The sequence below is a fragment of the Campylobacter jejuni genome (genome assembly GCF_001457695.1).
Taxonomy (GTDB): domain Bacteria; phylum Campylobacterota; class Campylobacteria; order Campylobacterales; family Campylobacteraceae; genus Campylobacter_D; species Campylobacter_D jejuni.
This window is the reverse complement of sequence record NZ_LN831025.1, coordinates 841,224-867,268: the sequence shown is the minus strand read 5'-3', so window position 1 is coordinate 867,268 and position 26,045 is coordinate 841,224. Positions and strand designations below refer to the sequence as shown.

Genomic DNA, 26,045 nt, shown 5'->3' with positions numbered 1-26,045 from the left:
ACCCTTTTATAATTATACCAAATAAACTCTTTAACTTCTTAAAACAGTCCATGAAAAGATTTTACTTTTTATTCTTTAGCACTTTGTTTTTTACACCTTCATTTTTATTTGGTGCTACAAACATAGCTAATAGCAATCTAATTTATACTTGGGGTTATGGCGATGTGATGAATGAAATCATGCAAGCGGTTAAAGGAATAACCACTGAAACAGATTATATCGTTAATGCAGCCTTAGCTATTTCATTATTACTTTTTAGTATTAAAAAAGCAATGGATGGACAAACAAACCCTGTGTTTGAATTTGGAAAAATGTTTGTACTTTTTGCTGTAGTCTGGTACATGTTTTTAAAAGCACCAAATGACAATAATCACCGCTTCATGATTTACGATGAAGTCACTAGTAAAGATTATGTCATTTCTCAAATTCCTATAGGCATAGGAAAAAGCTTTGCATTAATGACACAATTTGAGAAGGTTATCCTAGAAGCTATGGAAAAACATTTTTCAACTCCACAATCTACAAATTTTTCTAACGCAGGTTTAGGTTTTTCACTTTAAGTGATGAGTACTTTGCCAAGCGTAAAGCTTTCGGCTATTGATGCAACTTTGCAAAAAAATATTGATTTTTACTTTAGAAACTGCGTTTCAGTAGGTATCTTGCTTAATCAACAAGGTAGAAATCTTTTTCAAAACTCTGATAATTTAATGCAAGATCTTTTCACAAACATAGGCAATGGCTCTCAGCTTACTCCTTTGTTTAAAAATAACAATAATATTGAAGAACAAAGTGTTGTGCCTTGTTCTGATGCAGGTCCTCAAATCGTTGAAATGATTAAAAAAGATACAGATGAAGCTATGAAGATTCATGCTGCTTTGCTTGGTATGGTAGATGATATGGCAAATTATGAGCAAAAGTTCTTAGGCGCTGCACAAATCTATAATGAACAAGCTGTAAGTGCTAGATCTTATTTACAGCAATCCATGATAATGCTTGCTTCTCAAGATGCAATCATTAATACCGCTAAATCAGTAGGATTAAATCCTGCTTCTGTGGCTGCAAATACTGCTTATGCGGATCAGCAATTTTATGCAAGTATGCAAGCACAAGGACACATGGCACAAACTTATTTGCCTTTAGCTAAAGCTTATTTAACAGCTATTATTATAGGTTTATCTTGGCTTGTTGCTTTGCTTTCTATTGTATTTGGCTCTTACGCTCATATTAAGATGTTTTTTACTCTATGTATTTGGATAGTGCTTTGGACTCCTATACTTTGTATTATTAATTATCTAAATGATTTTAATCTTATGAATGTTGCACAAGTAATAACAGGTGGAAAAGCAGCTTTAAGCTTAGGAGATAATATGCTTATATTTAAAGAAGTAGCAAATAGATCAAATTTCATGAATTATCTTGTAATGAGTACTCCTGTTTTAGCTTATGCTATAGCTAAAGCAAGTGAACAAGGATTTGTAACTTTTGCTTCTGGATTATCTCAAGCTCTAGCAGGTGCTTCAAGAGCTGCTGGAAGCTTTGCAAATCAGCAAGCCTTATCTACACAAACTAGCATTGCTGCTCCTAGAGGAGATGAAGTTTGGGCTGTGGGTGCAGGTTATAATACTCTTCAATCTTCGTTTGGTGTTAGCGGTAGAAGTTTTATGGGAACAAGAGATATGCAACATGGTGGCGAATTAGTTAAAGATAATATGACAGGAAGTTCAGCTGTAATCAATGCTAATGGTTCTATAGGTAATGCTTCTATTAAAGGTTTAAATGCGGGTATGACTGCAAGCAATTTAGAAACAAGAGCACACGCTCTAAGTGATGTGATTCAAAATTCTAACCTATCTCAAAGAGCTTTAGAAGTTGCTAGTGGAAAAGGAGATAGCTTAGCCTTATCAGAAAATGATAGAAGTGCTATTACTAATGCAACGCAACATGCTTTAGCTAATGCTTATTCTAAAGCAACAGGTGTGGATGTAAAACAAGCTTATAATGATATTATAAGTGGAAAAGTTGGAATTAGTTTCGGTGTTAGTGGGGAACTATCTACAAATTCTCAAGAATCTGAAGCTTGGTATCAAAATCTAAGCAAAGATCAAAAAGAAACATTTAATAAAACCTTTAACGAAAGTCTTTCTAATGAAATTGGCAAAAATAGAGATGCAAGTGCTTCATTTAACAATCTTCTTAAAACAGGAAATGTTACAAATTCTGCTAGTATTAAAAGTTCTATGGATAGCTATAATGAAGCTAAAACACTTAATAATTCAGTGGGTTATGATGGTGGCTCATCTATCGTTCAAGGCTATATCAATGAAAATTATGGTGGCGTAGTTAGTAAAGAAAATGTGGCTTCTGCTGTGAATGCTGTTGAAAATATGGCTGCAAGAGGGGATATGCAAGGATTATCACATTACGCAGGAGTAGATTCTAATGTCAATTCAAATGGATTGTTTGGACAATCAAAACACAATTATCATGATCCAAGAGGTGTTATGACTGATCACAATAAAGCCATAGATGATTTAAATTCAAGACAAAAAGGCTTTATGGCAACAAGAAATGCCCCTAATGATGTTAAATCAGAAGGATTAGCAGGTGGAATTCAAAAAGCAGCAAATGCAGCTGAATTTAAAACAGGAACTGCTATAGAAGAAAGAAATGAAAAAATCAATGATGCTTATAAATAATAATGCACCGAGTCTAGTTTTAACTAGGCTTAGTGGCGATTAGTAGTATAGTATATATTTCCTATCATAAAGCTATATTTTGGATCATTAATATAATCACTTTCAAAAATTGACGAGCGTGATCTTAATGAGTCATCAGTATCTTCAAAATTCTCTTTTAAAAACTTCTTGATTTTCAATAATGTATTTTTAGAAAACAATTTGCTTAACCTATCTCTGATTAAATACAAAAGACAACAAGTTATTAAAACACTAACAATAGATGCAAGTACTGCTAAATAAATAATTAAGTGCGCTTTATCCATCTTTATTCCTTTCAATTATAACTTATTCATATTTTTAATAAAATTATACCATATTTTAATAAATTTTGCAAGTATTTTTGCTATAAAATGCCTATTTTTTAGTGGTTCAAATGGGGTTCTTTTTTTTATTTAACTATGTCAATTTTTAAGTGCTTATTTTATAAGACTTTATAGCACTATTTGCAAGATCAGCTAAGAATTTACTTCTATTATCGCTTATTGTATCTATTGCCTCTACTAAGCTTTTAGGCAAGGTAATATTAATTCTAATTTTTGCTTCATTATCAATAGGTTCTTTAATATAATCACCTTTTTCAAGCATAACTTCTAATGCTCCTTTAAATGCTTCTTTGAGATCTTTTAAGGCTTCTATTTCATTTTCACCATCTCCCATAATATAAGGGAAATCTTTATATCTTGCAAAATATCCTCCGCCATCTTTTTCATCAAGTTTTTTTATAATAATTTCATAAGGTAGATTAAGATAGTAATCTAAGTCTTTCATAATTCATTCTCCTGTTATAGCTTTTAAAACCATTTTGACATATATAGCCTTTATAGGGCGTTTAAATGGAATAGTAATAAGATCACATTCTTTTTTTCTGAATTGATAATGTGATCCGCCTTTATTAAAACATTCATAACCTTCGCTTTCTAATAAAATCTTAAGCGTTTCAAAGCGCACATTGTTAGGATTATTTTTTAAATCTTAATAATTTTATCTTTTTTACTCGCTATGATATCCTTATGAGTATGTATTATACACACTTTTTTTAAGTATCACTTATAAACCGATCGCAATTCTTTTAATCTTACTCTCTTTGTATGTTTAATTGAAGATTATTGAGCTGCATTTTGAAACGGATTTCTTTTTTATTTGACTTGGAAAAATGAATGAGAATTTGTAGTTTCATGTACTAACAAAGGCAAGGGGCTTCTCTGTCCTGCGGTTTTGTTAGAAAAATACTTCAACTTTAAGCTTAAAAAACCTAAAATTTAGATATAATCTCACAAAACGCTTACTATGTCGTTTCATAGTAATTTTCCGCTAGAGCTGCAACTCTAAAGCGGATTTTTTATTATAGCGAATCTTGTTTTTTGCTTTTCTAATTTTTTGCCAATCTTTTCTATTTTTTTGTAAAAGTATTTTTGCTATGAATTTCTCATAACCGAAAGCCACGTCTCTTTCGGTTAAATGTTTTTTAGTATAAATGTATTAAGCTTAGACTAAGCGTGGTTTTTATAAAATTTTTCAATGGTTATATCAAATGAGCTTGATTATCTCATTAATTAATTCTAAGACAAGAACTAAAAATTCAATGATCTTACTCATCATGTCTCTTTCTTGCAACCGAAAGAGTAGCCATGCCTAATATGCTTTAATTATAATATTTTTGAATAAATGTTTTATCATCTTATTGATTATTTGTGTGATAGAATTTCCTTTCCGCAAATCAATGTACCTTAATACTTTTAGTCTCTTGTTAATTTTCTTATTTTTGGATATCTTTATAATCAAATACAAAAAACTTCTTATAAAAATAGTTTTTATCTTTTTTATTATGTCTTTTTGTGTAAGCATTTAAAATAAACTCCTTAAGCTAATTTCTCCTAACTTTTTAAAACAAAAAATAAAAAGTTAGGAGAAAAGTTAGGGAAAAATTTTTAAAATGGATTTTAACGGAAAAATTTAATTTAGATTTTAGATAGTTTTAAAGTCCTATTTTATAGATATTTTTTAAGTTTTATATTTATGTTAATTTATGTAGTTAGCAGTATAAATGGTGCGGTTAGCGAGATTTGAACTCGCACACGCGGAGCGCACCACCCCCTCAAGATGGCGTGTCTACCAATTCCACCATAACCGCATAGAAAAAAGCCCAAAAAAGGGCTTTAATAAGTTTTATTGTAAAACTATAAAAGGATTTGCATAAAGTGCTATTAGCGCGATAACAAGAGCATAGATAACTTGTGCTTCAATCATCGCTAAAGCGATAAACATAGTTGTCATTAATTTTGGCCCAAGACCAGGGTTTCTAGCTGTTCCTGCAATTGTTGCCGCTGCAGTATTACCCATACCGATAGCACCACCAAGTGCTGCAACACCAAGACCTAAGCCTGCTGCAAGAACTGAAAATGCTTTAATCCATACATTAATAGCTTCTTGCTCTACTGGAGCATTAGTTTCAGCTGCAAAAGCTACTACTGCACATGCTAATAATAAAAAAAGAACTTTTTTCATTATCTTAACCTTTCTATAAAAAATTTTTTTCAATTTTTAAATCAGTTCGGCTTGCGTATCCCTACTTAAGACTTAAAAATAAAGCCGAATTATAACCAAAGGTATCTTTATTTTTATTGAAATTTACAAAAATTCACATTTTTGATTTAAATTTGATTGTTTTCAATAAAGCTTAAAAGTTTTTTTGCTTTAATAATATTTTAAAATAATTTTTAAGTTAAGGTTGCAACATTGAGTTCTAAATTTTCAAAAATAGGTTTCATTTTAGCGGTAGCAGGTTCAGCGGTGGGCTTGGGTAATGCTTGGAAATTTCCAACACTAGTAGGTCAAAGTGGTGGATCTGCTTTTATCTTGCTTTATATAATTCTTACTTTAGGTGTAGGTTTTGTGATATTTTTAGCTGAGCTTAGCATAGGAAAAATTAGTGAAAAAGATCCGGTTAATGCCTATGAAAAGTTAGCACCTTCAAATAAAAAAGCTTGGTCTTATGTTGGTTTTACTATGGTGGGGGCGATTTTAATAGTTTCTTTTTATACCTTGGTGATTGGCTGGATAGTTAAATATGTGTTTTTAAGTATCACTGGAAATTTGCCTATGGATCTAGAAGTAAGTAAAGCACAGTTTGGATTTTTTACAAGTGAGGATTTTTTAAGTCAGTTTATTTGTTTTACTTTGGTTTTTTTATGTGTTTTTTATATTGTTTCTAAAGGTGTTAAGAATGGGATTGAAAAGTTAAATGTTTGGATGATGCCTTCATTGTTTATTTTACTTATTTTGATGCTTGTTTATGCTATTAGCAAAGATGGTTTTATAATGGCGGTTAAATTTCTTTTTGTACCTGATTTTTCCAAAATCAACACTTCAAATGTTCTTGAAGCGTTAGGACTTGCTTTTTTTAGTCTTTCTTTGGGCGTTGGAACGATTATTACTTATTCTGCTAGTCTGTCTGATAAAACTAATTTTATTACCAGTACTTTAAATATTATTTTTATCAATCTTTTAGTTGGTTTATTAATGGGTTTGGTTGTTTTTACTTTTATCTTTGAATTTGGCTACAATCCTAATCAGCAAGGACCAGGACTTGTTTTTATTTCCTTAGCTACTTTATTTGAAAAGATTGGAGTGATTGGTTGTATTTTTGGAGCAGCATTTTTTATTTCTTTAATCTTTGCTGGTATTACTTCAGCTGTTTCAATGATAGAGCCTTTTGCTTTTTATCTTATTAATACTTTTGGCATGAGCCGTAAAAAAGCTTTGATTTTAATAGGAATTGTTGTTTATATTTTAGGAATGTTGTGTATTTTATCTTCTTTAAAAAGTACTCAGTTTGGATTTTTTGGAATGAGTTTTTTTGATTTGCTTGATAGTGTTTCAAGCAAGGTTATTATGCCTTTAGGTGGAATTTTGGCAGCTATTTTTGTGGGATTTGTGATGAAAAAAGAAGCTTTAAAAATTTTATTTAAACCTTATATGAGGGGTATATTTTTTGAACTTTGGTATGTGTTTTTGAGATTTATTTCCCCTTTGGCTGTTGTTATAGTTATGATAGCCGCTTTTTTAAAGTGAGTTTGAAAAATAATGAGAACATATTTTTCAAAAATCGGTTTTGTATTGGCTGTTGCTGGTGGAGCCGTTGGTTTAGGTAATGCTTGGAAATTTCCAACTTTAAGTGCAGAAAATGGTGGTTTTGTTTTTGTGCTTTTATATTTGTTTTTTACTTTAACCATAGGATTTAGTATTTTTTTGGCTGAAGTGGCTATGGGACGTTTAAGTAAAAGTGATCTTGCAAATGCTTATTCAAATCTTGCCATAAAATATGGCAATAGATGGCGATATGGCGGCGTTTTTATGTTAGGTGGTATTTTTGTTCTCTCTTTTTATCTAGTTATTATGGGATGGGTTTTAAAATATACTGTAGTTAGTCTTTATTATCTTCCTAAAACCTTAGATGAAGCAGCAAGTAATTTTCAGAATTTAATTACTACAAATTTGACAAGTTCTGTTTTTTTCTTCACTTTATCTTTTTTTCTTACTTTATTAATAGTATCTAAAGGTTTAATCAAAGGGATTGAAAAATTAAACGTTGTTATAATGCCTAGCTTATTTTTAATGCTTGTTTTTATGTTGTTTTATTGCATGGGATTTAAGCAAGGTTTTGCAAATGCTTTTTCTTATTTATTTTATCCCGATTTTTCACATTTTAAATTTAGCTCTATTGCCGAAGCTTTAGGGCTTGCATTTTTTACCTTATGCTTGGGAATAGGTTGTATAGTTACATATTCATCAGCCTTGGATAAAAAAACAAATTTTATAAAAAGTTCAGTGTATATTGTTTTGATTAACTTATTGATTTCTTTTATCATGGGACTTATTGTTTTTACTTTTATCTTTGAATTTGGAGCCGATCCGCATACTCAAGGAGCAGGAATTGTTTTTATATCCTTGATGAGTTTGTTTAATCAACTTGGAGCTTTAGGCTATATTTTTGCATTTTGTTTTTTCTTAGCACTTTTTTTTGCTGGTATTACTTCAGCTGTTTCAATGATAGAGCCTTTAACTTTTTATATGATTAATAACTATCAAATTTCTCGTGTTAAAGCTCTATTTTTAATAGGTTTATTTGTTTTTGTTTTTGGAATTTGTTGTATCTTGTCATTAAATTTAAATTTTTTTTCTATGTTTAGTTTTTTTGGTAAAGATTTTTTTACTTTATTAGATAAATTAACTTCAAATTTTTTACTTCCACTTGGTGCTATAGTATGCTCTATATTTGTAGGTTTTTTTATGAATAAAAAACAAATTTATAAAATTTTTTCTAAATTTATAAGTCGAAAAATTTTCTTAATTTGGTTGTTTTTTATTCGTTTTATATCGCCTATAGCAATAATTTTGGTAATGTGTTATCAAATTTTTGTATAATAATGAAAAAATATTTTTTTAAGGAAAAATAATGGCTAAAAAATTCATCGATGTAATGGATACAAGCTTTAGGGACGGTTTTCAGTCTGTTTATGGAGCTAGGGTTTTAATGGATGATTTTTTTCCTGCAGTAGAAGCAGCAAAAGAAGCGGGTATTACTCATTTTGAATTTGGTGGTGGTGCTAGATTTCAAAGCTTGTATTTTTATCTTAATGAAGATGCTTTTACCATGATGGATAGATTTAGAGCTATTGTAGGAAAAGATTCCAATCTTCAAACTTTAGCAAGAGGGGTTAATACTGTTACTTTAGATACTGGAAGTAGTGAGCTTATTGATTTGCATGCAAAACTTTTTGCAAAACACGGTACCACAACGATAAGAAATTTTGATGCTCTTAATGATATAAATAATTTAAAATTTAGTGGTGAATGTATAGCAAAACATGGATTAAAACATGAAATCGCTATTACCTTAATGGATCTACCGCCAAATTGCAAAGGTGCTCATGATGTGCCTTTTTATGAAAAAATTTTGAAAGAAATTTTAGCAGCAGAAATTCCTTTTCACAGCATTTGTTTTAAAGATGCAAGTGGAACTTCAAATCCAAATAAAATTTATGAAACCATTAAAATGGCAAGAAAAATTTTACCTCAAGATATGCATATTAGACTTCATACGCATGAAACTGCAGGGGTGAGTATAGCCTGCTATCTTGCAGCACTTGAAGCAGGTGTTGATGGTATCGATTTGGCTGCAGCTCCTGTAAGTGGTGGAACTTCTCAGCCTGATATTTTAACCATGATGCATGCCTTAAAAGGTAAAGATTATGATTTAGGTGGACTTGAAGAAGAAAAAATTCTAAAATACGAAGAAGTTTTAAAAGATTGTTTAAAAGAGTATTTTTTACCCCCTGAAGCTACTATGGTAAATCCACTTATTCCTTTTTCTCCTATGCCAGGAGGAGCTTTAACAGCAAATACACAAATGATGAGGGATAATAATATTTTAGATAAATTTCCACAGGTCATTCATGCTATGAGAGAAGTTGTAGAAAAAGGTGGATTTGGTACTTCGGTTACTCCAGTTTCTCAATTTTATTTTCAACAAGCATTTAATAATGTTATGTTTGGGTCTTGGAAAAAAATCGCAGAAGGTTATGGAAAAATGGTGCTTGGTTATTTTGGAAAAACTCCAGTTGCACCCGATGCAAACATTATTGAGCTTGCTTCAAAACAACTTAATTTAGAACCTACTACAGAGCTTGCTATAAATATAGCTGATAAAGATGAGAGTAAAAGTATAGCTTATACCAAAACCTTGCTTGAAAAAGAGGGTATAGAAACGAGTGAAGAAAATATATTTGTTGCAGCAGCTTGCAAAGAAAAAGGTATAGCATTTTTAAAAGGAGAGGCAAAGGTAAATATACGCAAATTAGCCAGTATGCCAAAACCTATGAGTGCAGATGAAAACAAATTTACCGTAGCTGTAAATGGTAATAAATATCATGTAGAAGTAAGCTATGGCTTTGATAAAGATGTTAATGTTAAAAGTGTGAAAAAAGTAGAAGAAAATAAAAATATTATTTCTTCAAATTCAACAAGTTCTGTAGATGCTGAAAATGAAGTTTTAGCAGGTATTTCAGGTAATGTCTTTAAAATTTATGTTAACGAAGGCGAAGAAGTAAAATCAGGTCAAGCTATCATGGTTTTAGAAGCAATGAAAATGGAGATTGAGGTTAATGCCCCAAAAGATGGAATTATTTCAGAGCTTTGTATTAAAATAGGCGATACTGTTAATGAAGGTGAAGTATTAGCTATTTACAAGAATTAAAGTGAGGGAAAAATGAAAAAATTTGATAATTTAGATTTAGATAACATAAAGGAAATTTTTCATAATTTAAGTTATGATGAATTAAATGCTCATGAAAAAGCAAATAATGAAGGTTTAAGCACGGATAATGATACTTTTTGTGTAGATACGGGGATTTTTACAGGTAGAAGTCCTAAAGATAAATATTTTGTAAAACAAGATCCATCTAGTAAATATATAGCTTGGGGGAAGGTAAATCAGCCTATTACAAAAGAATTATTTGATAAACTTTTAACTAAAGCAAAGCAAGAGTTAAGTGGAAAGAAAATTTATGTTCAAGATGCTTTTTGCGGTGCTTCTTTGCAAAGTCGCAAAGCAGTAAGATTTGTTACTGAAATTGCATGGCAAGCGCATTTTGTTAAAAATATGTTTATTCGCCCAAGTCAAGAGGAACTTGAGAATTTTAAAGCAGATTTTATTGTTTATAATGCTTGCAAATGTATTAATGAAGATTACAAACAAGATGGTTTAAATTCAGAGGTTTTTGTGATCTTTAATGTTGAAGAAAATATAGCGGTTATTGGTGGAACTTGGTATGGTGGAGAAATGAAAAAAGGTATTTTTTCTATGATGAATTATTGGTTGCCACTAGAAAATAAACTTTCTATGCATTGTAGTGCAAATGTCGGAGAAAAAGACGATGTGGCACTTTTCTTTGGACTTAGCGGTACAGGAAAAACTACGCTTTCAACCGATCCAAAAAGAAGACTCATAGGTGATGATGAGCATGGCTGGGATGATGAAGGTGTGTTTAATTTTGAGGGTGGCTGTTACGCAAAAACAATCAATCTTGATCCTGAACATGAGCCTGAAATTTATGGTGCCATTAAAAGAAATGCACTTTTAGAAAATGTAGTTTTAAGAGCTGATAAGAGTATTGATTATGCTGATGCTTCAAAAACAGAAAATACAAGAGTTTCTTATCCTATAGAGCATATTGAAAATCATGAGCCTAGTTTAAAAGCAGGTCATCCAAAAAATATTATATTTTTAAGTGCAGATGCTTTTGGAATTTTGCCTCCGGTGAGTAAACTAAGCAAAGAGCAGGCTATGTATTATTTTTTAAGTGGTTATACAGCAAAAGTAGCTGGAACTGAGCGTGGTATTTTAGAACCTCAAGCAACTTTTTCAGCTTGTTTTGGAGAACCTTTTATGCCTTTGCATCCAACGGTTTATGCGAGATTACTTGGTGAAAAGATTGAAAAGCATGAAGCTAATGTTTATCTTGTTAATACAGGCTGGAGCGGTGGAAGCTACGGTGTGGGTAAAAGAATGAGCATTAAGGCTACTAGGGCTTGCATTAATGCTATTCTAGATGGAAGTATTGCAAAATGCGAATTTGAAAATTTTGAAGTGTTTGATTTAGCTATTCCAAAAGCTTTAGAGGGTGTAGAAAGCATGCTTTTAAATCCTATAAATACTTGGTCAGATAAAAATGATTATATTGCAACAAGAGATAAATTAGCACATATGTTTATACAAAATTTCAAACGCTATGAAGATGTCAAAGAAGGCATTGAATTTAGCAAATTTGGACCAAAAATTTAAGGCGTTTAAATGAAAAATGAAATGTGGTCAGGACGCTTTAGTGGTGCAAGCGACGAGCTTTTAAAGAAATTTAATGCGAGTTTAAATGTAGATAAAACTTTGTTTAATGAAGATATACAAGGATCCATAGCACATGCTACAATGCTTGAAAGTTGTGATATTTTAAAAAAAGAAGAATTAGATGCTATTATAAAAGGCCTAGAACAAGTTAAAAGTGAAATAGAGCAAGGTAAATTTGTTTTTGATATCAAAGATGAAGATATTCATATGGCTATAGAAAAGCGTTTAAGCGAGATTATAGGTAGCGAAATTGGCGGAAAACTCCATACTGCAAGAAGTAGAAATGACCAAGTGGCTACTGATTTTAAACTTTTTGTCAAAAAATCTCACATAGAACTCATAAAGCTTTTAAAAGAATTGATTCAAACCATGCTCGAACATGCTAAAGCGCACAAAAAAACCATTATGCCAAGTTTTACACATTTACAACACGCTCAGCCTGTGAGTTTTTCTTTTTATATTTTAGCTTATGCTTTTATGTTAATGCGAGATGTTAAGCGTTTGCAAAATAGCCTAGAACTTGCAGACTTTTCACCACTTGGATCTTGTGCATGTGCAGGAACTAGCTATAGAACCAATCGTGAGTTGAGCACTAAAATTTTAGGATTTAAAGATATTATGCCAAATGCTATGGATGGAGTGAGTGATAGGGATTTTGCTCTTGATTTACTTTATGATATAGCAGTTATTTTTACACACACTTCAAGACTTTGTGAAGAAATGATTTTATTCTCAAGTTCGGAGTTTTCTTTTATAACTATAAGTGATAGTTTTTCAACAGGGAGCTCTATTATGCCTCAGAAAAAAAACCCCGATGTTTGTGAGCTTATACGTGGAAAAACAGGGCGTGTTTATGGAAATTTGATTTCTCTTTTAACTATAATGAAAGCTTTACCTTTAGCTTATAATAAAGATATGCAAGAAGATAAAGAGGGGCTTTTTGATAGTGTAAAAACGGCTAAAGATAGCTTAATTATCTTAAATGCAATGTTAAAAGAAATACAAATCAACAAAGAAAATATGCTTAATGCTTGTAAAAAAGGTCATTTGTTGGCTACCGATTTGGCAGATTATTTGGTGCGTGAAAAAAATATTCCTTTTAGAAAAGCACATTTTATAGTGGGAAATGTTGTTGCACAAGCTGAAGCACAAGGTATTGATATAAGTGAAATTAAAGATGTTTCAAAAATAGATCCTGTATTTGATGAAAAAGCTATGGAACTTTTAAATTTTGAATTTTCTTTAAATTCTAAGCAAAGTGAAGGCTCAAGTTCTATTGCAAGCGTAGAAAAGCAAATTCAAATTTTGGAAGGTTTTATTCAAAATTTATAAATATTGTTTAGGCTATTTTGCCTAAACATTGAATCTAAAGTGCATTACATCGCCGTCTAAAACGATATAGTCTTTTCCTTCAAGGCGTAGCTTTCCTGCTTCTTTGGTGCCATTTTCGCCTTTGTATTGGATATAGTCTTCATAGGAAATAACTTCAGCTTTTATAAAGCCTTTTTCAAAGTCATTATGAATCACGCTTGCTGCTTTTGGTGCTTTCCAGCCTTTTTTGATTGTCCAAGAACGCACTTCAACTACACCAGCGGTAAAATAGCTAATCAGTCCAAGCTTAGCAAAAGCAGTGCGTATGATTTGATCAAGGCCGCTTTCGTTAACTCCTAGAGAGCTTAAAAATTCATGACTTTCTTCATCGCTTAATCCTACTAATTCTTCTTCAATTTTTGCACAAAGCTTGATAACTTCATGATCATTTTTTTTAGCGTATTCTTTTAAGGCTTTTACATAATCATTATCTTCACTAATACCATTTTCATCAACATTTGCACCATAAATCACTTCTTTAGCAGAAAGTAGTCTTAATTCTTTGATTAAGGCTTGATAAATTTCACTTTCCTTTTCAGGATAAGAGCTTGCAGCTAGGCCTTTGTTTAAATGATCAAGTAAGGAATTTGCAAGTTCGAGACTTTCTTTAGCACCCTTTTGATTGGCTTTGGCCTCTTTGGTGAGTTTTTCTATTTTTTTACTAAGTTGTTCAATATCTGCTAAAATAAGCTCTGTATTGATAATTTCTACATCACGTAAAGGATCAACTCCACCTTCAACATGGGTGATATTTTCTTCATCAAAACAACGTACTATATGTAAAATAACCTCAGTTTCACGTATATTTGAAAGAAATTTATTTCCCAAGCCTTCACCTTTACTTGCACCTTTAACAAGTCCAGCGATATCTACAAATTCTATTAAAGAATGCATAATTCTTTCAGGTTTTACGATTTTGGCAAGTTCATTAAGTCTTAAATCAGGAACTTCAACCATGGCTTTATTAGGCTCTATAGTGCAAAAAGGATAGTTTGCGCTTTGCGCATTTTGTGCTTTAGTTAAAGCATTAAAAGTTGTTGATTTCCCAACATTTGGAAGTCCTACTATACCTACGCTTAAACTCATTTAGCTTTCCTTAAAATTTGAATTAAATAATTAACACACATTCTAACTCCAGCTCCACCTGCGCCAAAACTAGAATATCCCCAAGATTTTTCTGTATAAGCAGGTCCTGCTATGTCAAGATGTAGCCATTTATCTTTATATTCTTTACGAATAAATTTATCTAAAAATAACCCTGCGGTAATTGCACCTCCGTAGCGACTAGAGGCAGTATTACTAACATCGGCAATATTTGATTTTATAAGTTCTCTTAAGTGAGGGTTGAAATGTAAGATTGTGGTATATTCTCCGCTTTTTTTAGAGCTTAGATAAAAATCATTTTGCAATTCCTCATTATTTCCCATAATAGCACTTGTAAATTCTCCAAGTCCTACAATACAAGCTCCAGTAAGAGTTGCCATATCGATAAGTAAATCAGGTTTTAAATCCTGTGCAAAAGAAAGACAATCAGCTAAAACCAAGCGTCCTTCTGCATCTGTATTTCTTACCTCTATGCTTACACCTTCACGACTGATTAACACATCATCAGGCTTATAAGCATTGCCGCCTATCATATTTTCAGTTGCACCTAAAATGCAATGTACTTCTAAATCTAAAGCAAGTTCAGCTACGGCTTTTATGATTCCCATTGCTGCTGCTGCACCGCTTTTATCAGCTTTCATTGTAAGCATAAAATCAGCTGGTTTTATGCTTAATCCACCGCTATCGTAAGTTAAGCCTTTTCCAACAAATACAACACGTTTTTTTGCATTTTTGGCTTTATAGCTTAGATGAATGAGGCGTGGTGGGTGTACCGAGGCACGATTTACCGCTAAAAAGGCATTCATTTTTTCTTTGGCTAAAAATTTTTCATCATAAATTTTACAAGTGATGTTTTTATTTTCTTTAGCTAAATTTTGTGCATCTTCTGCCATTTTTAAAGGGGTGTAAATTTCAGGAATTTCATTGACTATATTTTTGGTAAAATTTGTAGCATTGGCTAAAATTTCTCCACGCTCTAAACCTATCTTAGCTTCATCTTTATTAAATTTCTTACCATTTAATTCTCCACTTGAAATAATAAATCTTTCTAAAGTTCTTGTTTTTTTCTCGCTTTTATATTTGTCAAATTTATAAGCTCCAAAAAGTACGCCTTCAACTAAAGATGCAAAACTTCTAACTACACAATCTCCTATTATGCTAGGAAGTTTTACGCTTTTAATATTAAGCTTTTCAAGAGTTTTATATGCTGTGTAAAGACTTAATCTTATATCCTCATAAGCAAGACTTTTAAGCTCTAAATAAAGCTTTTTATTGTTTAAGTCTAATAATACACCTTCGCCTTTGTAATTATTAAGTTTAAAAAAATCTTTTTCTTTGTTAAAAATTTTTAAATTTTTATCCTGTATAAAAACAAGTTCAAAGTCTGCTTTTATAGCATCTAGTTTTTTATCGTTTAATTCAAATTTCATGATTTTTTCCTTTTATTTTTAAGTATAGCTTTTTCCATTTGTTTAAAACCAAATAATAAAAGGGATAAAAAAGCTATAATAATAATGGCTGCATAATACCAATGTTCTTCAGCCCAAGTCACCATCTTCCAAATTTGTTCTCCAAAATACCAAGCTAAAAGTATAGTGATTGATGCCCAAACCCAAGCACTAAAAAGATTGATAATAGCAAATTTTTTTGCACTATAACGCGTGATTCCTATACTCATAGGTATAATAGTTCTAAAGCCATACATATAGCGTTGTATAAAAATAATAGGCCAACCAAAACGTTGTAAAAGTAGGTGTGCTACTGCAAATTTACGCCTTTGAGTTTTTAATTTTTTTTGTATGTAGCGTTTATTATATCTTCCTATATAAAAATAAATTTGATCGCCTACAAAACCGCCAAGACCTGCTATAAATATAACAAAGCCTAAATTTACATGTCCTTGATGGGCAAAAATACCTGCTAAAATTAAAGCTAACTCTCCTTCTAAAATACACCATAAAAAAATAATAATATAAGCTAGATCTTTGTATTGGTAAAGTAAATTTTTTAAAAATTCTTCCATTTGTACCTTTCTATAGTTTTAAATTTCTAAAACACTATAAACTGAAGTAAGTTTTTCAAGTTTATGTGCTCCATTTAAATCTTTAAGATTCATTAAAAAACAAGCTTCAACACATTTTGCTCCAGCTTTTTGAATGAGTTCATATGAAGCTATAGCTGTTCCGCCAGTTGCTATTAAATCATCTACAAGTAAAACTCTTGCATTTTGAATATTTTTAAATGCATCTTTATGAAGTTCTACTTTATCGCTGCCATATTCAAGATCGTATTCGCAGCTAAAGGTTTCAAAAGGGAGTTTTCCAGGTTTTCTAATAGGCACAAAAGGAAGATTAAGTTTTGCACAAATCATAGATGCAAAGATAAATCCTCTGCTTTCTGTTCCTGCTATGAAGTCTAGATTGTAATCTTTGTAGCGTTCTTTTAAATGTTTAAGTAGAAAATTTAAAGCCTCTTTGTTATTTAGTAGAGTGGTAATATCTCTAAAAATAATTCCTTTTTTTGGAAAATCAGGAATAATTCTAATGCTATCAAGCAGGTATTTTTGTTCTTCTTGTGTTAGTTTTATCATAATAATGCCTCGATTTTTGCTTCTAATTCTTTAATTCTTTGTCTTAGTTTGTCATTTTCTAAACGATATTGAGAATTTCTAGTTCTTAAAGATGTAAGGTCTGCTTTGATTTTATTAAGTTCTTCTGTGAGTATATCTATATTTCCAAGACTTCTTTGAAGTTGAATTTGTAGTTTTCTAATGACAATCTCAGTATCATCAAGATTGTTTTTGATAAAATCTTTTGATGTTTTTTCTTTATTAAGTAGAGTTTTATAGTAAAACAACATTACAATAAGATAGATAGTTGCACAAATCAATATAGTTAAAACAAGCCAGTTTGTAAACATTATATTTTTACCTCAATTTTTTGAATTCTTTGCATATGTCTCCCTTCTTCAAAAGGAGTTTGAATGAATTTTTCTATAATATCTATAGCTAATTCAACCCCGATTAATCTTCCGCCTAATGCCAAAACATTGGCATCATTATGCCTTCTTGCAAGTTCTGCACTTAAGCTTTCATGGCATAATGCACAACGAATGTTTTTATGACGATTTGCTGCAATAGAAATTCCAATTCCACTTCCACAAATAAGAATGCCAAAGCTTCGTTCGTCTATTTTTTCGGCAAGTAAATGTGCATAATCAGGATAATCGCAGCTTGTGCAAGTGTTTGTTCCTAAATCGTTAAAAATTATATTTTTTTCTTTTAAAAATACGCAAATTTTTTCTTTTAATTCAAAACCAGCATGATCACTAGCAATATAAATTTTTTCCCTAAGCATTGGTTTCCTAAATTACTATATAAAATAAGATAAAAACCTAATCTTATCATATTAAATCATAAAAACAGCTTTTCTTTTTTTAAAAATAAGTTTTATTTTTCTTTATATATGTTAGAATTAAGTGACAAGAAAAATAAAATTTCAATAAATTAAGAGGAGAAGAAAATGAAGCTCATACTCATAGGATCTTCAACAGGTGGTCCTAATCAGCTTAAATTTCTTTTAAAGGATATTGATATAAAAAATGCTTGTGTAGTTATAGCTCAGCACATGAGTGCCAGTTTTATTCCATCTTTTGTGGGGCAATTTAATAAAGAAGCTTTTAATGAAGTGTGTTTATTAAACGATAAAGAGATATTAAGCAATAAAATTTATATTTGCCCTAAAAATACTATTTTATCTGGAAATTTAAATATTGTAGCCGCTTGGCAAGATGTGGCTTCAAGCTTTAAACCGAGTGTAGATTTACTTTTTCATTCTGCTGTTTCTTTGGCAAAAACAAATAAAATACTTGCTATTATTTTAACGGGCATGGGAGATGATGGCGCAAAAGGTTTATTTGAGCTTTATAAAATAGGAGTTAGATGTTTATGCGAGAATAAAGCAGATAGCGTCGTTTATGGTATGCCAAAAAGAGCAAAAGATATGAATCCGCATTTAAAACCTATGAGCTTAAAAGAAATTAAAAAAGAAATTGTAAATTTTATTGATCAGGATTAATAAAAGGAAAATTGCATGGAAAAAAAAATAACTCCTAGCGAATTAGAACTTAATGAATTTATAAAAATTATCAACGAAATGAGCGGTATTGATTTAACCGATAAAAAAAATATACTAGCTTTAAAGTTGAATAAATTTCTTGAAGGAACTAATACTAAAAATTTTTCCGAATTTTTGGGAAAATTAAAAAGCAATAGACAACTTAAACAAGAAACTTTAGATTTTGTAACCATAGGTGAAACTTATTTTTTAAGAGAATTGGCTCAATTGAAAGAAATAATTTATTATGCCAAAAGCTTAGAAAAGAGAGTAAATATCCTAAGCGCCCCTTGTTCAAGTGGAGAAGAAGTATATTCTTTGGCATTATTGGCTGCACAGAATTTTATTAAAGATATGTATATTTTAGGCATTGATATTAATTCAAGCGTGATTGAAAAAGCAAAACTTGGAAAATATCAAGGAAGAACTTTACAGCGATTGAGCGAGAGTGAAAAAAGAAGGTTTTTTTTAGAAAGCGAAGATAAATTTTATACTATTAATAAAAATGAGCTTTGTACTTGTAAATTTGAACTTTGCAATGTTTTTGAAGAAAAATTTTCAAGATTGGGAAAATTTGATATTATAGCTTCTAGAAATATGATTATTTATTTTGATCATGAATCAAAACTAAAACTTATGGAGAGATTTCATAGAATTTTAAATGATAAAGGAAGGCTTTATGTTGGCAATGCTGATTTAATTCCAGAGACTATTTATTTTAAAAAGATTTTCTCTCCAAGAGGTGTTTACTATGAAAAAGTATAAATTCTAAAAATTACTAAAAGTTACACTTTGGAAATTTATTAGTAAAAATAAGTTACATTTTGAAGTAGTTTTCTTTATTTAATGATAAAATAATTTTAATTAATTTTATATTTAGTTAAAAATATAAGGAAAAAACTTGATTGAATTAAAAAATGTAAACAAATACTACGGAACTCATCATGTTCTAAAGAATATTAATCTTTCTGTTAAAGAAGGTGAGAAGCTTGTTATTATAGGTCCAAGTGGAAGTGGAAAAAGTACAACTATCCGTTGCATGAATGGGCTTGAAGAAGTTAGTTCAGGAGAGGTCGTAGTTAACAATCTTGTTTTAAATCATAAAAATAAAATTGAAATTTGCCGAAAATATTGTGCAATGGTTTTTCAGCATTTTAATTTATATCCACATATGACGGTTTTGCAAAATTTGACCTTAGCTCCAATGAAACTTCAAAAAAAATCTAAAAAAGAAGCTGAAGAAACAGCTTTTAAGTATTTAAAAGTCGTAGGTTTAGTGGATAAAGCAAATGTTTATCCAGCAACCCTTTCAGGCGGACAACAACAACGCGTTGCTATAGCAAGATCACTTTGTACTAAAAAACCCTATATTTTATTTGATGAACCTACTTCAGCCCTTGATCCAGAAACCATACAAGAGGTTTTAGATGTAATGAAAGAAATTTCACATCAAAGCAATACTACCATGGTGGTTGTTACACACGAAATGGGTTTTGCAAAAGAAGTAGCAGATAGGATTATTTTTATGGAAGATGGTGCTATTGTGGAAGAAAATATTCCTAGTGAATTTTTCTCAAATCCAAAAACTGAAAGAGCGCGACTCTTTTTAGGGAAAATTCTTAAAAATTAACCAAAATTGAAAGGAGAAAAAATGGTTTTTAGAAAATCTTTGTTAAAGTTGGCAGTTTTTGCTCTAGGTGCTTGTGTTGCATTTAGCAATGCTAATGCAGCAGAAGGTAAACTTGAGTCTATTAAATCTAAAGGACAATTAATAGTTGGTGTTAAAAATGATGTTCCGCATTATGCTTTACTTGATCAAGCAACAGGTGAAATTAAAGGTTTCGAAGTAGATGTTGCCAAATTGCTAGCTAAAAGTATATTGGGTGATGATAAAAAAATAAAACTAGTTGCAGTTAATGCTAAAACAAGAGGCCCTTTGCTTGATAATGGTAGTGTAGATGCAGTGATAGCAACTTTTACTATTACTCCAGAGAGAAAAAGAATTTATAATTTCTCAGAGCCTTATTATCAAGATGCTATAGGGCTTTTAGTCTTAAAAGAAAAAAATTATAAATCTTTAGCTGATATGAAAGGTGCAAATATTGGAGTGGCTCAAGCTGCAACTACAAAAAAAGCTATAGGTGAAGCTGCTAAAAAAATTGGCATTGATGTTAAATTTAGTGAATTTCCTGATTATCCAAGTATAAAAGCTGCTTTAGATGCTAAAAGAGTTGATGCGTTTTCTGTAGACAAATCAATATTGTTAGGCTATGTGGATGATAAAAGTGAAATTTTGCCAGATAGTTTTGAACCACAAAGTTATGGTATTGTAACCAAAAAAGATGATCCAGCTTTTGCAAAATATGTTGATGATTTTGTAAAAGAACATAAAAATGAAATTGATGCTTTAGCGAAAAAATGGGGTTTATAATATGAATGAAAGTGTAGGTTTTGTTGAACATTTAAGACAAATTCTTACTTCTTGGGGTTTATATGATGAAAATAGTATAAGCCCTTTTGCGGTATGGAAATTTTTAGATGCTTTGGATAATAAAGATGCTTTTATTAATGGTTTTATTTATACTTTAGAAGTAAGCATTCTTGCTTTGCTTATAGCTACAATTTTTGGAACTATAGGCGGAGTTATGGCTACAAGTAGATTTAAAATTATCAGAGCCTACACTAGAATTTACGTAGAGCTTTTTCAAAATGTTCCTTTGGTAATACAAATTTTCTTTTTGTTTTATGCCTTGCCTGTTTTAGGTATAAGACTTGATATATTTACTATTGGTGTATTGGGTGTTGGAGCTTATCACGGAGCTTATGTAAGCGAGGTGGTTAGAAGTGGAATTTTGGCTGTGCCAAGAGGTCAGTTTGAAGCTTCTGCTTCTCAAGGGTTTACTTATATTCAACAAATGCGTTATATTATAGTACCTCAAACCATTAGAATTATTTTACCACCGATGACAAATCAAATGGTAAATTTAATCAAAAATACCTCTGTATTGCTTATTGTAGGTGGAGCTGAGTTAATGCATTCTGCTGATAGCTATGCAGCTGATTATGGAAATTATGCGCCAGCTTATATATTTGCAGCGGTTTTATATTTTATAATTTGTTATCCTTTGGCTTATTTTGCAAAGGCTTATGAAAATAAATTAAAAAAAGCACATTTAACGAGATAAAGGGTTGTTAATGGAAAATGTTTTTAATGCACAAAATATTGAATTTTTAATGCAAGGTTTATTTCTGACATTAAAAATAGCCTTAGCAACTTGTATTATTTCGATTGTTTTTGGAACTTTTTTAGCTATAACTAAAAATTATGGGGATAGATTAAGTAAATTTTTAGCAGCTTGCTATATAGATATTTTTAGAAATACTCCTTTATTATTATGGATGCTTGCAGCTTGTTTTGTTCTACCTGTATTTTTTGGACAATTTCCTCAAGCTTTTTGGGGTACTATAGGATTTTCACTTTATACGAGTTCGGTTATGGCTGAAATTATTAGAGGTGGATTAAATTCTATACCAAAAGGTCAGTTTGAAGCAGCTTATTCTCAAGGTTTTGGTAAATTTTTTACTCTTTTTTATATTATTTTACCACAAACTTTTAGAAAAATAATACCTGCTTTATTATCTCAAATTGTAACCACTGTAAAGGATACAGCTTATTTAGCGGGCTTAGGTATAGCTGAACTTACTTATAATTCAAAAACTATATTGGCAAAACTAACAAGTTTTGAAGAAATTTTAGCGATGATAGGTGTTGTTGCGGGAATTTATTTTATAATATGTTTTTCGCTTTCTATGTTGGTAAGATATTATGCCAAAAAGACAGCTTACATTTCTTAAAAAAGCTTATATTTTTATATAAGCTTTTTAAATTTACAGCAGTTTTTAACATTTTTTTTATTAAAATCTTTTGTATTAATTCATAATTTTATTGATTAAGGTTTTTTATGCGAGGTTATAAAATTTTTTCAGGCTCAGCTAATGTCGAATTTGCAAGACAAGTTTCTAAATATCTCTCCCTGCCTTTAAGTGATGCTGGAGTAAAGCGGTTTAGTGATGGAGAGATTAGCGTTCAAATTGATGAGAGTGTACGCGGAAAGGATGTTTTTATTATTCAAAGTACTTGCGCTCCTACAAACGATAATTTAATGGAACTTTTAATTCTTACAGATGCTTTGCGTCGCTCAAGTGCAAATTCAATTACGGCTATTATCCCATATTTTGGCTATGCGAGACAAGATAGAAAAGCAAATCCTAGAGTGCCAATTACTGCTAAACTTGTGGCTAATTTGATTCAAGCAGCTGGGATTGATCGCGTAGCTACGATAGATTTGCATGCAGGACAAATTCAGGGTTTTTTTGATATTCCAGTAGATAATCTTTATGGAAGTATAGTTTTTAATGATTACATTAAAGCCAAACATTTTAAAAATGCTATTATAGGAAGTCCAGATATAGGAGGTGTTGCAAGAGCTAGGAGTGTTGCAAAGCATTTAGGACTTGATATAGTTATAGTTGATAAGCGTCGTGAAAAAGCCAATGAAAGTGAAGTAATGAATATCATTGGAGATGTAAAAGATAAAGAAGTTATCTTAGTGGATGATATTATTGATACTGCTGGTACTATAGTTAAAGCCGCAGAAGCTTTGAAAGAAAAAGGTGCAAAATCTGTTATGGCTTGCTGCACTCATGCAGTTTTAAGTGGAAAAGCCTATGAGAGAATAGCAAGTGGAGCTTTAGATGAGCTTGTGGTAACAGATACTATACCTTTAAAAGAGCAATTACCAAATATTAAAGTATTAAGCGTTACACCTGTTTTTGCTGAAGTAATACGTCGTGTTTATCATAACGAAAGTGTAAATTCTCTCTTTATTTAGATTAAAAAAGCTTAAAGATTATTTTTAAGCTTTTCATTTTTATGCTACTTAAAGAAACAAAAAACATATATTTTTTTAAAAATGTGAAAAAACTAAACATCTTTCTATACAATTTAATCTATAAATCTGCTATTCTTTGAAAATATTTTATTTTCTTAGGAGAAATTATGACTCAGTTAAGTGCTAAAATTTTATGGTTGTTTGTTGCAACTTTAGGCGCTATTTGTTTTGGTTATTTAGCTTTACAAAATGGCGAAAGTGTATCAGCGATTTATTTGGTGGTTGCTGCTGTATGTATTTATATGATAGGATATAGATTTTATGGGCGTTTTGTAGCTTATAAGGTTTTAGAACTTGATAAAAATCGTGCAACACCAGCACTTGTAGAAAATGATGGGCGTGATTTTGTGCCTACAAATAAAGCTGTATTATTTGGACATCATTTTGCTGCTATTGCAGGAGCAGGTCCATTAGTAGGACCTATCTTGGCTGCTCAAATGGGATATTTGCCTTCTATGCTTTGGATTTTAGTAGGAGGAGTTTTAGCGGGTGCTGTGCATGATTTTGTTGTTCTTTTTATATCTACTCGTAGAAAAGGTAGAAGTCTTGGCGAGATGATTAAGGATGAGATGGGTAAATTTACAGGTGGAGTTGCTATGGTGGCGATTTTTGGCATTATGCTTATTATTATTGCCATTTTAGCTATGGTGGTTGTAAAAGCTTTAGCAGAATCTCCATGGGGTTTATTTACTATCGCAATGACTATTCCTATAGCAATATTTATGGGAATTTATATGCGTTTTATCCGTCCAGGTAGAGTAGGGGAGGCTTCTATAATAGGTTTTGTGCTTTTAATTTTGGCTATTCATTATGGTAGCGTTATAGCTGCTGATCCTTATTGGGCTAAAATATTTACTTTAGAAGCTCCAACTTTGGCAATTGTTATGATGGCTTATGGTTTTATTGCTTCTGTTTTACCTGTGTGGTTTTTACTTGCTCCAAGAGATTATCTTTCAACTTTTTTGAAAATCGGTGTTATTGTGGTAATGGCTGTAGCTATTGTTTTGGTTGCTCCTGATTTACAAATGCCAAAAGCAAATACTCAGTATTTTGATGGAACAGGTCCAGTATTTGCAGGTGGAGTGTTTCCATTTTTATTTATTACCATTGCTTGTGGTGCGATCAGTGGTTTTCATGCTTTGATTTCTAGTGGAACTACTCCTAAAATGCTTGAAAACGAAACTCATGCTTTGGCTGTTGGATATGGCTCTATGCTTGCTGAGAGTGCTGTGGCGATTATGGCTTTAATTTGTGCTTGTATTTTACATCCAGGTCTTTATTTTGCTATAAATTCAAGCTCTGCTTTGATAGGAACAGATGTTGTAAATGTAGCACAAACTATTTCAAGTTGGGGATTTAGTATTACTCCTGAAGAAATTACTACTTTAACCACAAATATAGGAGAGCATACTATACTTTCAAGAACAGGGGGAGCCCCGACTTTTGCTATAGGTGTAGCTTTGATCTTGCATGAACTTTTTGGCGGCGTGGATTTGATGGCTTTTTGGTATCATTTTGCTATATTGTTTGAAGCTTTATTTATTTTAACAGCGGTGGATGCTGGGACAAGGGCTTGTCGTTTTATGGTGCAAGATATATTGGGTAATGTTTATAAACCTTTAGGAGATATTCATAATTATCCAGCTGGACTTTTGGCTACGGCTTTAAGTGTTGCAGGTTGGGGATATTTTCTTTATCAAGGTGCCATTGATCCTAAGGGAGGAATTTATACGCTTTGGCCTCTTTTTGGCGTGAGTAATCAAATGCTTGCGGGTATGGCTTTACTTCTTGCTACAACTATACTTGTAAAAATGGGCAAGGCAAGATATACTTGGGTTACTTTAGTACCTGCGGTATTTGTCTTAGTGGCAACTCTGTATGGAGGAATTCAAAAAATTATGCCTTATGAAGAAGGCAATAAAGTAGCAAATGCGGTAAGTCATGTAGCCGCCGTTAACATACAAAGTCAAAAAATTAAAGATTTAGAATTTAAATTAAATAATACTAAAGATGAAAAAGAAATTTCTGTAATTAAAAAAGAAATTTCAATAGCCACTCAAAGTAAAGTTGGAAATTTGCTTAATGCAATTCTTTGTGTGTTCTTTATGATAGCTACCTTGCTTGTTATAATTTCTTGTATAGGAATTTGTTTAGGTAAAATTAAAATTCCTCTTAAAGAAACTAAGTATATTAAGATTGATGAATTTCAAAAAATTTAAATATTATTATGAAAAAGCCGAAAGGTTTTTTCATCCCTTGGTGGGACTTTCTAGTTATGATAAGTATTTAGAACACATGAAACAAAAACATCCAGGAAAAATTCCAAAAACCAGAGGGGAATTTTTCAAAGAATGTCTAGATAAAAAATACAATAGTGGCGGTTTAAATAAATGCTGATAAGCTTAAAGGATAAAGTTTTATCATACAAAATAAGCTTTAAGCATTTAAAAAGCCATGAATTCTTTTAAGTTCTTCACTAATAGGCTTTTTCTTTCCATCTCTTGTAACACTTACATAAGTTACTAAAGCCGAAGTTACATTAATGCAAGAAGTACAACCTTGAGAATCCACTCTTTGAGCTGTGACTTCTACTTCAACGCTGATTGAAGTGTTGCCCACATTTACAACTTTAGAGTAACAAGAAATTATATCGCCTATAAAAACAGGTTCTTTAAAAACTACTTTATCCATAGAGATGGTTACAACGCGTTCAGGAGAAAGTTCTCTTGCTGCGATAGCTCCTGCTAAATCGATTTGTGAAAGTATCCATCCGCCAAAAATATTTCCCGCTGGATTTGTGTCACTTGGCATGGCTACAATTTTTAATTTTGGTTCTCCCATATCTCTCATTTTTACTCCTTAT

The 26,045-nt window shown here is 31.2% G+C and carries 24 protein-coding genes, 1 tRNA gene and 2 pseudogenes; 15 read left to right on the top strand and 12 right to left on the bottom strand.

The features are described 5' to 3' along the window. Nucleotides 1-50 precede the first annotated feature (50 nt). Nucleotides 51-2,696 (top strand): annotated as a pseudogene (locus AT682_RS04475) (conjugal transfer protein TraG N-terminal domain-containing protein). Between the two features lie 29 nt (nucleotides 2,697-2,725). Here AT682_RS04475 and AT682_RS04470 read toward each other — a convergent pair. The 5 genes and pseudogenes from AT682_RS04470 to atpE all read right to left on the bottom strand — a co-directional run bounded on the left by AT682_RS04470 (nucleotide 2,726) and on the right by atpE (nucleotide 5,243). After that, complete coding sequence (locus tag AT682_RS04470; RefSeq protein ID WP_002883305.1) at nucleotides 2,726-3,001, bottom strand: hypothetical protein; 276 nt, start codon at nucleotides 2,999-3,001, stop codon at nucleotides 2,726-2,728. 145 nt (nucleotides 3,002-3,146) lie between these two features. Further along, the gene (locus AT682_RS04465; protein WP_002779573.1) at nucleotides 3,147-3,506 is read right to left on the bottom strand and encodes a type II toxin-antitoxin system HicB family antitoxin; all 360 of its coding nucleotides are present in this window, start codon (nucleotides 3,504-3,506) and stop codon (nucleotides 3,147-3,149) included. A 3-nt stretch (nucleotides 3,507-3,509) separates the two neighbouring features. Then, nucleotides 3,510-3,739, bottom strand: a pseudogene (locus AT682_RS04460) (type II toxin-antitoxin system HicA family toxin). 1,044 nt (nucleotides 3,740-4,783) lie between these two features. Beyond that, nucleotides 4,784-4,869: transfer RNA gene (locus AT682_RS04450), tRNA-Leu, on the bottom strand. A 35-nt stretch (nucleotides 4,870-4,904) separates the two neighbouring features. Beyond that, on the bottom strand, nucleotides 4,905-5,243 hold the full coding sequence (atpE, locus tag AT682_RS04445; protein ID WP_002882516.1) for a F0F1 ATP synthase subunit C: 339 nt from the start codon (nucleotides 5,241-5,243) through the stop codon (nucleotides 4,905-4,907). A 231-nt stretch (nucleotides 5,244-5,474) separates the two neighbouring features. Here atpE and AT682_RS04440 point away from each other — a divergent pair, with 231 nt between their 5' ends. From AT682_RS04440 to argH, 5 genes are read left to right on the top strand one after another with little or no spacing between them, the layout of a single operon-like run. Next, on the top strand, nucleotides 5,475-6,809 hold the full coding sequence (locus AT682_RS04440; RefSeq protein ID WP_016818236.1) for a sodium-dependent transporter: 1,335 nt from the start codon (nucleotides 5,475-5,477) through the stop codon (nucleotides 6,807-6,809). 12 nt (nucleotides 6,810-6,821) lie between these two features. Next, nucleotides 6,822-8,162: a sodium-dependent transporter gene (locus AT682_RS04435; protein WP_058207851.1), complete on the top strand. Its 1,341-nt coding sequence runs from the start codon at nucleotides 6,822-6,824 to the stop codon at nucleotides 8,160-8,162. A 31-nt stretch (nucleotides 8,163-8,193) separates the two neighbouring features. Further along, nucleotides 8,194-9,993 (top strand): biotin/lipoyl-containing protein, encoded by a 1,800-nt coding sequence (gene pycB, locus AT682_RS04430; RefSeq protein ID WP_002882499.1) that lies wholly within the window; start codon nucleotides 8,194-8,196, stop codon nucleotides 9,991-9,993. Between the two features lie 12 nt (nucleotides 9,994-10,005). Next, complete coding sequence (gene pckA, locus AT682_RS04425; RefSeq protein WP_002882501.1) at nucleotides 10,006-11,580, top strand: phosphoenolpyruvate carboxykinase (ATP); 1,575 nt, start codon at nucleotides 10,006-10,008, stop codon at nucleotides 11,578-11,580. Between the two features lie 9 nt (nucleotides 11,581-11,589). After that, a complete protein-coding gene (gene argH, locus AT682_RS04420; RefSeq protein WP_002853598.1) occupies nucleotides 11,590-12,972 on the top strand; it encodes an argininosuccinate lyase in 1,383 nt (460 codons plus the stop codon). Between the two features lie 21 nt (nucleotides 12,973-12,993). On the opposite strand, the gene ychF is transcribed toward argH, so the two are convergent. Genes ychF through rpiB form a run of 6 tightly spaced genes read right to left on the bottom strand, consistent with a single transcriptional unit; the run spans nucleotide 12,994 to nucleotide 17,471 of the window. After that, a complete protein-coding gene (gene ychF / locus AT682_RS04415) occupies nucleotides 12,994-14,097 on the bottom strand; it encodes a redox-regulated ATPase YchF (RefSeq protein ID WP_002854108.1) in 1,104 nt (367 codons plus the stop codon). After that, complete coding sequence (locus AT682_RS04410) at nucleotides 14,094-15,545, bottom strand: leucyl aminopeptidase (RefSeq protein WP_002882503.1); 1,452 nt, start codon at nucleotides 15,543-15,545, stop codon at nucleotides 14,094-14,096. The genes ychF and AT682_RS04410 overlap by 4 nt, the downstream gene beginning before the upstream one ends. Next, nucleotides 15,542-16,138: a DedA family protein gene (locus tag AT682_RS04405; protein ID WP_002882504.1), complete on the bottom strand. Its 597-nt coding sequence runs from the start codon at nucleotides 16,136-16,138 to the stop codon at nucleotides 15,542-15,544. The genes AT682_RS04410 and AT682_RS04405 overlap by 4 nt, the downstream gene beginning before the upstream one ends. 18 nt (nucleotides 16,139-16,156) lie before the next feature. Then, nucleotides 16,157-16,705 carry an adenine phosphoribosyltransferase gene (gene apt, locus AT682_RS04400; RefSeq protein ID WP_002882505.1) on the bottom strand — a complete coding sequence of 183 codons (549 nt, stop codon included), beginning with the start codon at nucleotides 16,703-16,705 and terminating at the stop codon, nucleotides 16,157-16,159. Continuing rightward, nucleotides 16,702-17,034: a membrane protein gene (locus AT682_RS04395; RefSeq protein WP_002853247.1), complete on the bottom strand. Its 333-nt coding sequence runs from the start codon at nucleotides 17,032-17,034 to the stop codon at nucleotides 16,702-16,704. The genes apt and AT682_RS04395 overlap by 4 nt, the downstream gene beginning before the upstream one ends. Next, on the bottom strand, nucleotides 17,034-17,471 hold the full coding sequence (gene rpiB / locus AT682_RS04390) for a ribose 5-phosphate isomerase B (RefSeq protein WP_002853618.1): 438 nt from the start codon (nucleotides 17,469-17,471) through the stop codon (nucleotides 17,034-17,036). Before rpiB ends, AT682_RS04395 begins: the two co-directional genes overlap by 1 nt. Before the next feature lie 165 nt (nucleotides 17,472-17,636). On the opposite strand from rpiB, the gene cheB' reads away from it, so the two are divergent. The 9 genes from cheB' to kcuS all read left to right on the top strand — a co-directional run bounded on the left by cheB' (nucleotide 17,637) and on the right by kcuS (nucleotide 25,579). Then, complete coding sequence (gene cheB' / locus AT682_RS04385; protein WP_002853972.1) at nucleotides 17,637-18,191, top strand: CheB methylesterase domain-containing protein; 555 nt, start codon at nucleotides 17,637-17,639, stop codon at nucleotides 18,189-18,191. Nucleotides 18,192-18,206: 15 nt separating this feature from the next. Continuing rightward, on the top strand, nucleotides 18,207-18,995 hold the full coding sequence (gene cheR, locus AT682_RS04380) for a CheR family methyltransferase (RefSeq protein WP_002865901.1): 789 nt from the start codon (nucleotides 18,207-18,209) through the stop codon (nucleotides 18,993-18,995). Between the two features lie 136 nt (nucleotides 18,996-19,131). Beyond that, on the top strand, nucleotides 19,132-19,860 hold the full coding sequence (pebC, locus tag AT682_RS04375) for an amino acid ABC transporter ATP-binding protein (RefSeq protein ID WP_002865902.1): 729 nt from the start codon (nucleotides 19,132-19,134) through the stop codon (nucleotides 19,858-19,860). A 21-nt stretch (nucleotides 19,861-19,881) separates the two neighbouring features. Then, nucleotides 19,882-20,661, top strand: coding sequence for a bifunctional adhesin/ABC transporter aspartate/glutamate-binding protein PEB1a (peb1A, locus tag AT682_RS04370; RefSeq protein WP_002865903.1), 780 nt, complete (start codon nucleotides 19,882-19,884; stop codon nucleotides 20,659-20,661). 1 nt (nucleotide 20,662) lies between these two features. Continuing rightward, nucleotides 20,663-21,415 carry an amino acid ABC transporter permease gene (locus AT682_RS04365; RefSeq protein ID WP_002853332.1) on the top strand — a complete coding sequence of 251 codons (753 nt, stop codon included), beginning with the start codon at nucleotides 20,663-20,665 and terminating at the stop codon, nucleotides 21,413-21,415. 10 nt (nucleotides 21,416-21,425) lie between these two features. After that, nucleotides 21,426-22,085, top strand: coding sequence for an amino acid ABC transporter permease (locus AT682_RS04360; RefSeq protein ID WP_002853290.1), 660 nt, complete (start codon nucleotides 21,426-21,428; stop codon nucleotides 22,083-22,085). A 107-nt stretch (nucleotides 22,086-22,192) separates the two neighbouring features. Then, the gene (prsA, locus tag AT682_RS04355; protein ID WP_002856539.1) at nucleotides 22,193-23,122 is read left to right on the top strand and encodes a ribose-phosphate pyrophosphokinase; all 930 of its coding nucleotides are present in this window, start codon (nucleotides 22,193-22,195) and stop codon (nucleotides 23,120-23,122) included. Between the two features lie 167 nt (nucleotides 23,123-23,289). Beyond that, the gene (gene cstA / locus AT682_RS04350; protein WP_002882826.1) at nucleotides 23,290-25,401 is read left to right on the top strand and encodes a carbon starvation CstA family protein; all 2,112 of its coding nucleotides are present in this window, start codon (nucleotides 23,290-23,292) and stop codon (nucleotides 25,399-25,401) included. Then, on the top strand, nucleotides 25,382-25,579 hold the full coding sequence (gene kcuS, locus AT682_RS04345) for a KCU-star family selenoprotein (RefSeq protein WP_002867452.1): 198 nt from the start codon (nucleotides 25,382-25,384) through the stop codon (nucleotides 25,577-25,579). Before cstA ends, kcuS begins: the two co-directional genes overlap by 20 nt. Nucleotides 25,580-25,618: 39 nt before the next feature. Here the strand turns inward: kcuS and AT682_RS04340 are convergent, their stop codons facing one another. Beyond that, the gene (locus tag AT682_RS04340; RefSeq protein WP_002853544.1) at nucleotides 25,619-26,032 is read right to left on the bottom strand and encodes an acyl-CoA thioesterase; all 414 of its coding nucleotides are present in this window, start codon (nucleotides 26,030-26,032) and stop codon (nucleotides 25,619-25,621) included. Nucleotides 26,033-26,045 lie beyond the last annotated feature (13 nt).

Excerpts from the sequence above, each read along its gene's own strand:
- AT682_RS04465 (WP_002779573.1), bottom strand. The coding sequence starts at position 3,506 with ATGAAAGACTTAGATTACTATCTTAATCTACCTTATGAAATTATTATA.
- ychF (WP_002854108.1), bottom strand. The coding sequence starts at position 14,097 with ATGAGTTTAAGCGTAGGTATAGTAGGACTTCCAAATGTTGGGAAATCA.
- atpE (WP_002882516.1), bottom strand. The coding sequence starts at position 5,243 with ATGAAAAAAGTTCTTTTTTTATTATTAGCATGTGCAGTAGTAGCTTTT.
- prsA (WP_002856539.1), top strand. The coding sequence starts at position 22,193 with ATGCGAGGTTATAAAATTTTTTCAGGCTCAGCTAATGTCGAATTTGCA.
- rpiB (WP_002853618.1), bottom strand. The coding sequence starts at position 17,471 with ATGCTTAGGGAAAAAATTTATATTGCTAGTGATCATGCTGGTTTTGAA.
- apt (WP_002882505.1), bottom strand. The coding sequence starts at position 16,705 with ATGATAAAACTAACACAAGAAGAACAAAAATACCTGCTTGATAGCATT.
- AT682_RS04405 (WP_002882504.1), bottom strand. The coding sequence starts at position 16,138 with ATGGAAGAATTTTTAAAAAATTTACTTTACCAATACAAAGATCTAGCT.
- cstA (WP_002882826.1), top strand. The coding sequence starts at position 23,290 with ATGACTCAGTTAAGTGCTAAAATTTTATGGTTGTTTGTTGCAACTTTA.
- AT682_RS04360 (WP_002853290.1), top strand. The coding sequence starts at position 21,426 with ATGGAAAATGTTTTTAATGCACAAAATATTGAATTTTTAATGCAAGGT.
- peb1A (WP_002865903.1), top strand. The coding sequence starts at position 19,882 with ATGGTTTTTAGAAAATCTTTGTTAAAGTTGGCAGTTTTTGCTCTAGGT.
- pycB (WP_002882499.1), top strand. The coding sequence starts at position 8,194 with ATGGCTAAAAAATTCATCGATGTAATGGATACAAGCTTTAGGGACGGT.
- cheB' (WP_002853972.1), top strand. The coding sequence starts at position 17,637 with ATGAAGCTCATACTCATAGGATCTTCAACAGGTGGTCCTAATCAGCTT.
- pckA (WP_002882501.1), top strand. The coding sequence starts at position 10,006 with ATGAAAAAATTTGATAATTTAGATTTAGATAACATAAAGGAAATTTTT.
- kcuS (WP_002867452.1), top strand. The coding sequence starts at position 25,382 with ATGAATTTCAAAAAATTTAAATATTATTATGAAAAAGCCGAAAGGTTT.
- AT682_RS04340 (WP_002853544.1), bottom strand. The coding sequence starts at position 26,032 with ATGAGAGATATGGGAGAACCAAAATTAAAAATTGTAGCCATGCCAAGT.
- AT682_RS04470 (WP_002883305.1), bottom strand. The coding sequence starts at position 3,001 with ATGGATAAAGCGCACTTAATTATTTATTTAGCAGTACTTGCATCTATT.
- AT682_RS04395 (WP_002853247.1), bottom strand. The coding sequence starts at position 17,034 with ATGTTTACAAACTGGCTTGTTTTAACTATATTGATTTGTGCAACTATC.
- AT682_RS04410 (WP_002882503.1), bottom strand. The coding sequence starts at position 15,545 with ATGAAATTTGAATTAAACGATAAAAAACTAGATGCTATAAAAGCAGAC.
- argH (WP_002853598.1), top strand. The coding sequence starts at position 11,590 with ATGAAAAATGAAATGTGGTCAGGACGCTTTAGTGGTGCAAGCGACGAG.
- AT682_RS04365 (WP_002853332.1), top strand. The coding sequence starts at position 20,663 with ATGAATGAAAGTGTAGGTTTTGTTGAACATTTAAGACAAATTCTTACT.
- AT682_RS04435 (WP_058207851.1), top strand. The coding sequence starts at position 6,822 with ATGAGAACATATTTTTCAAAAATCGGTTTTGTATTGGCTGTTGCTGGT.
- cheR (WP_002865901.1), top strand. The coding sequence starts at position 18,207 with ATGGAAAAAAAAATAACTCCTAGCGAATTAGAACTTAATGAATTTATA.